The sequence below is a fragment of the Cellulomonas triticagri genome (assembly GCF_003696205.1).
GTDB classification, from domain to species: domain Bacteria; phylum Actinomycetota; class Actinomycetes; order Actinomycetales; family Cellulomonadaceae; genus Cellulomonas; species Cellulomonas triticagri.
Window position 1 is genome coordinate 1 of the sequence record NZ_RFFI01000182.1, and the last position, 4,796, is coordinate 4,796.

General features: G+C 75.6%; 3 protein-coding genes and 2 pseudogenes. 4 read left to right on the forward strand and 1 reads right to left on the reverse strand.

What is annotated here, in order from left to right; genetic code table 11:
* Nucleotides 1-216, reverse strand: a pseudogene (locus EBM89_RS19470) (cell filamentation protein Fic); the annotation flags it as partial.
* Between the two features lie 92 nt (nucleotides 217-308).
* Here EBM89_RS19470 and EBM89_RS19475 point away from each other — a divergent pair.
* The 4 genes and pseudogenes from EBM89_RS19475 to EBM89_RS19490 all read left to right on the forward strand — a co-directional run.
* Nucleotides 309-1,748: an NAD-dependent malic enzyme gene (locus tag EBM89_RS19475; RefSeq protein ID WP_122151250.1), complete on the forward strand. Its 1,440-nt coding sequence runs from the start codon at nucleotides 309-311 to the stop codon at nucleotides 1,746-1,748.
* A gap of 50 nt (nucleotides 1,749-1,798) precedes the next feature.
* On the forward strand, nucleotides 1,799-2,923 hold the full coding sequence (rlmC, locus tag EBM89_RS19480) for a 23S rRNA (uracil(747)-C(5))-methyltransferase RlmC (RefSeq protein WP_122151251.1): 1,125 nt from the start codon (nucleotides 1,799-1,801) through the stop codon (nucleotides 2,921-2,923).
* A gap of 61 nt (nucleotides 2,924-2,984) precedes the next feature.
* Nucleotides 2,985-3,854, forward strand: a complete 870-nt coding sequence (locus tag EBM89_RS19485; protein ID WP_122151252.1) for a formate/nitrite transporter family protein — start codon at nucleotides 2,985-2,987, stop codon at nucleotides 3,852-3,854.
* Nucleotides 3,855-4,043: 189 nt separating this feature from the next.
* A pseudogene (locus EBM89_RS19490) lies at nucleotides 4,044-4,796 on the forward strand (hypothetical protein); the annotation flags it as partial.

Consider the following 4,796-nt stretch of genomic DNA (forward strand, 5'->3'; position numbering starts at 1 on the left):
CCCGTCGACGGCGGCGCTGGCGCGTGCCGCCCGCAGGTCGGCCTCCGCGCGCACCTCGCGCCACCGGCGCCGGAAGCCCTCGTGCCAGCGCAGCTCCTCGCAGGCGGTGCGTGCCCGGTCCACGGCGTCCCGGACGCCGGGCAGGTCCAGCAGCGGCGCCAGCGGGTCGGGTCCCGCGCCGGGTCGGGGCGCGGGCGGCGGGACTGTCGGCAGCACCCGGTCACCCTAGGCCCCCCGCCGCGCGGGGCCACCTACCGCGCGCCACGCCGGTGCGCGCGGGTGACGCGGTTCCGGGCCACACTGACCTCATGCCCTCGACGCCGAGTGTCTCCTCGTCCATCACCGCACGACTGCACGTGGAGGCGCGGCCGACCGCGGTCTCCGAGCTCACGTCCGCGATCGAGCAGACCGGGGGCATCGTCACGGCCCTCGACGTGACCGCGTCGGGCCACGAGCGCCTGACGGTGGACGTCACGTGCGCGACCAGCGGCGAGGAGCACGCCGCGCAGATCGTCGCCGCGCTGCGGGCGCTCCCGGGCGTCGACGTGGAGCGGGTCAGCGACCGGACGTTCCTCATGCACCTGGGCGGCAAGCTCTCGATCGAGTCGAAGGTGCCGCTGCGCAACCGCGACGACCTGTCGATGGCGTACACGCCCGGCGTCGCCCGGGTGTGCGAGGCCATCGCGGCGCGGCCGGACGACGCGCGGCGTCTGACGATCAAGCGGAACACCATCGCGGTCGTCACGGACGGCTCGGCGGTGCTGGGGCTCGGGGACATCGGCCCGCTGGCGGCGCTGCCGGTGATGGAGGGCAAGGCCGCGCTGTTCAAGCGGTTCGCCGGCATCGACGCGTTCCCGCTGGCCCTGGACACGCAGGACGTGGACGAGATCGTGGAGACGGTGGTGCGGGTCGCGCCGGTGTTCGCGGGGATCAACCTGGAGGACATCTCGGCGCCGCGCTGCTTCGAGGTGGAGCGGCGGCTGCGCGAGCGGCTGGACATCCCGGTGTTCCACGACGACCAGCACGGCACGGCGATCGTCGTGACGGCGGCGCTGACGAACGCGCTGAAGGTCGTGGGCAAGCGCATCGAGGACGTCCGCGTGGTGCTGTCCGGCGCGGGCGCGGCGGGCACGGCCGTGCTGAAGCTGCTGCTGGCGGCCGGGGTGCGGGACGTGGTCGTCGCGGACGTGGACGGCATCGTGCACACCGGCCGCGCGCTGGCGTCCGCGCAGCTGCGCTGGATCGCCGAGCACACGAACCCGCGCGGCGTGACGGGGGCGCTGCGCCCGGCGCTGGCGGGCGCGGACGTCTTCATCGGGGTCAGCGCGCCGAACATCATCACCGGCGAGGACGTCGCCTCGATGGCCGCGGACGCTATCGTGTTCGCGATGGCGAACCCGCGCCCGGAGATCGACCCGGCGGAGGCGGCACGGCACGCCGCGGTGGTCGGCACCGGCCGCAGCGACGTCGCGAACCAGATCAACAACGTCCTGGCGTTCCCGGGGGTGTTCCGCGGGCTGCTGGACGCGCGCTCGCACGTCATCACGGACGACATGCTGCTCGCGGCGGCGAAGGCGCTGGCCTCGGTGGTCACCGACGAGGAGCTCAACCCGGCGTACATCATCCCCAGCGTCTTCCACCCGGACGTCGCGCCCACGGTCGCGACGGCCGTCGCCCAGGTGGCGGGGGCGGAGCAGCCTCGGGCGGACACGGGCGCCGTCGCGGTGGTGCCGGTCCCGGGGCTCTAGATGCCGCCCGGACCCGGGAGCGGCCGTGGCCCGCGCCGTAGGATCGCGGGGTGCAGTGCCACCACTTCGACGCCGCGCGGTGCCGCTCCTGCACGCTGATCGAGCAGCCGTACGCCGAGCAGCTCGCCGCGAAGCAGGAGCGCTGCGCCGACCTGCTGGCCCCGTTCGGGCCCCTGGAGTGGCTGCCCCCGGTCGCGAGCGTCGAGCAGGGGTTCCGGAACAAGGCCAAGCTCGCCGTCGGCGGCACGGTCGACGCCCCGACGCTGGGGATCCTCGACCCCGGCGGGGTGGGCGTGGACCTGCGCGACTGCGGCCTGTACCCCGCGACGCTCCAGGCCGCGCTGCCGGTGCTCGCGAGCTTCGTGACCCGCGCCCGGCTCGTGCCGTACGACGTGCCGACGCGGCGGGGCGAGCTCAAGTACGTGCTGGTCACGCAGTCCCCCGACGGCGACCTCATGGTGCGGTTCGTGCTGCGGTCGACCGAGGCGCTGCCCCGGCTGCGCAAGCACCTGCCGTGGCTGCTGGACGTGCTGCCGCGCGCGGTGGCGGTGACGGCGAACCTGCTGCCCGAGCACAAGGCCGTCCTGGAGGGGCCGGAGGAGGTCGTGCTCACGGAGCGCTCGACCCTGCGGATGCGCGTCAACGACGTGGACCTGCACCTGCGCCCGCAGAGCTTCTTCCAGACGAACACCGAGGTCGCCGCCGCGCTCTACCGGATCGGCCGCGAGTGGGTGGACGCCGCCGCGCCCCGCTCCGTGTGGGACCTGTACTGCGGCGTCGGCGGGTTCGCCCTGCACGTCGCGGCGCCCGGGCGCTCGGTCGTCGGCATCGAGACCAGCACGGAGGCGGTCGCGAGCGCGGAGCAGAGCCGGGACGACCTCGGCCTGACCGACGTGCGGTTCGCCACCGGTGACGCCACGGCGTTCGCGCTGACCGCCGACGCCCCGCCGGACCTCGTGGTCGTGAACCCGCCGCGTCGCGGCATCGGCCCGGACCTCGCCGGGTGGCTGGAGCGCTCGGGCGTCCGGGACGTCGTCTACTCGAGCTGCAACGCCGCGTCGCTGGCCCGGGACCTCGTGGCGATGCCGTCGCTGCGGCCCCGGCGGGGTCGGCTGCTCGACATGTTCCCGCAGACCGGTCACTACGAGGTGGTCGTCGCGCTCAGCCGCGGGTGACCCACCTCGACAAGGCTTTCGTCCCATGTGTCCGGCCCGGTCGAGGAGGACCCTGAGGACCATGCTGACAGCCGCCGAGGCCCTCGACTACCAGACGCACGCGGCCCGGACCAAGACCGACCTCGCCCGCCGCCCCGGCGTCTACCTGGTCAACACCATGCTGGCCGGCGCGTACATCGGCATCGGCGTCATCATCATGGCGACGGCGGGCGGCCCGCTGGCCGACGTCGGCTCGGGGCTGACCCCGCTGGTGCAGGGCCTGGTGTTCGGGGTGGCGCTGACCATCGTGGTGGTGGCCGGGGGCGAGCTCGCGACCTCCGCGATGATGGTGTTCACGCAGGGCGCCATGCGCGGGGCGATCTCCTGGGCGCGCGCTGGGCTGACGCTGCTGGCCTGCCTGGCGGGCAACCTGCTGGGTGCCGCCGTGCTGGCGACGATCCTGCACCTGTCCGGCGCGCTCGGCCCGGACACCGCGGGCGGCCGGATGATCGCCTCGATGGTCGAGCACAAGGCGCACGAGAGCGGGACCGAGCTGTTCTTCCGCGGCGTGCTGTGCAACCTCATGGTGTGCCTGGCCATCTGGTGCGCCGGGCGCCTGCAGACCGAGATCGCCAAGATCGTCGTGATCTTCGCGTGCGTGATGGTGTTCATCACCTCCGGGTTCGAGCACGTCGTCGCGAACATGACGACGTTCTCCCTGGGCCTGTGGGGCGACCTGCCGGGCGCGACCGTCGGCGAGTTCGCCCGCAACGTGCTGCTGGTCGGGCTCGGCAACCTGGTCGGCGGCGGGCTGCTGGTCGGTGCCGCCAACGCGGTCGCCGCGGCACCGGCCCGGACCGCCACCCCGGGCGCCCCCACCGGGAGCGACCCCGTGGCACCCACGCAGGCGCCCGCGGCGGACCACCTCACGGCCGTGCCCGTGGCCCGCTGACCTGGGCCACACCCCTCACGAGATCGGACAATCCGGGCGCGCCGCTCGCCGGACCGTCGCCGTGCGCTCTACGGTCGTACCGCAGGACGTGTCCCCGCGGGCACGCACCGCACCCGCGCCACGGGTCCGGGGCGCCGACGGGCTGGCCGTCCCCGCGCAGCGCGACGCACGGCCACGAGGGAGCAGACCATGAGCAGCACGCCGGACCGCGAGCAGCACGACGACGCGACGGAGCGGGCCTCGGACGGCGGCACGCCCCCTCCCGCCGACGGCACCGGGACCGCGCCCGACGCCAGCACCCCGGCTCCCGACGCACCTGCCGAACCTGCCGCCCCCGGGACGCCCGAGTCGCCCGAGTCCGCAGGGTCGCCCGATCCGACCGGTGCCCCCGGCTCGACCGCGACGGGGACGAGCGCCGACGCGACGTCCTCGGCCACCGACGCACCTGGCGCCGGCACCACGGGCGCGAGCGCCCCGAGCAAGGGCCGGGGCAAGCGCACGGGGGTGACCTCGCGCACGGGCACGCGCACCGTGGCGGACCCGACTCCGCCGACCGACGAGACCAGCGGGGCCAGCGGGGCCAGCGGCACCAGCAAGGGCACGCCGACCACCCCGGTACCGGCGAGCACCCCCTCGACCCCGGGTCGTGGCACCAGCGCGCACCGCGCCGTGCGGCCGTCGCCCACCCCGCCGCCGCCGGAGACCCCGCGCCCTTCGGCCGTGCCGGTGACGGCGTCCGTCTCGGACGGCTCGGGCGCCCCGACCGCCCCGCTCCCGACGACCGCCGACCCCCTCGGCTCGGACAGCAGCACCGGCGGCAGCGCGGGCAGCGGCGGCACGGCGCTGGACGCCGGGGTCGCGACGGAGCCGCCCGCGGAGGTCCGCCGCACGAGCTTCCGAGGCGCGGAGGCCCGCGCGGCGGCGGTGCTGACGGCGGGGACG

What these genes read in the sequence shown, in the direction of transcription:
- EBM89_RS19475 (WP_122151250.1), top strand. Translation starts at nt 309, where the DNA reads ATGCCCTCGACGCCGAGTGTCTCCTCGTCCATCACCGCACGACTGCAC.
- EBM89_RS19485 (WP_122151252.1), top strand. Translation starts at nt 2,985, where the DNA reads ATGCTGACAGCCGCCGAGGCCCTCGACTACCAGACGCACGCGGCCCGG.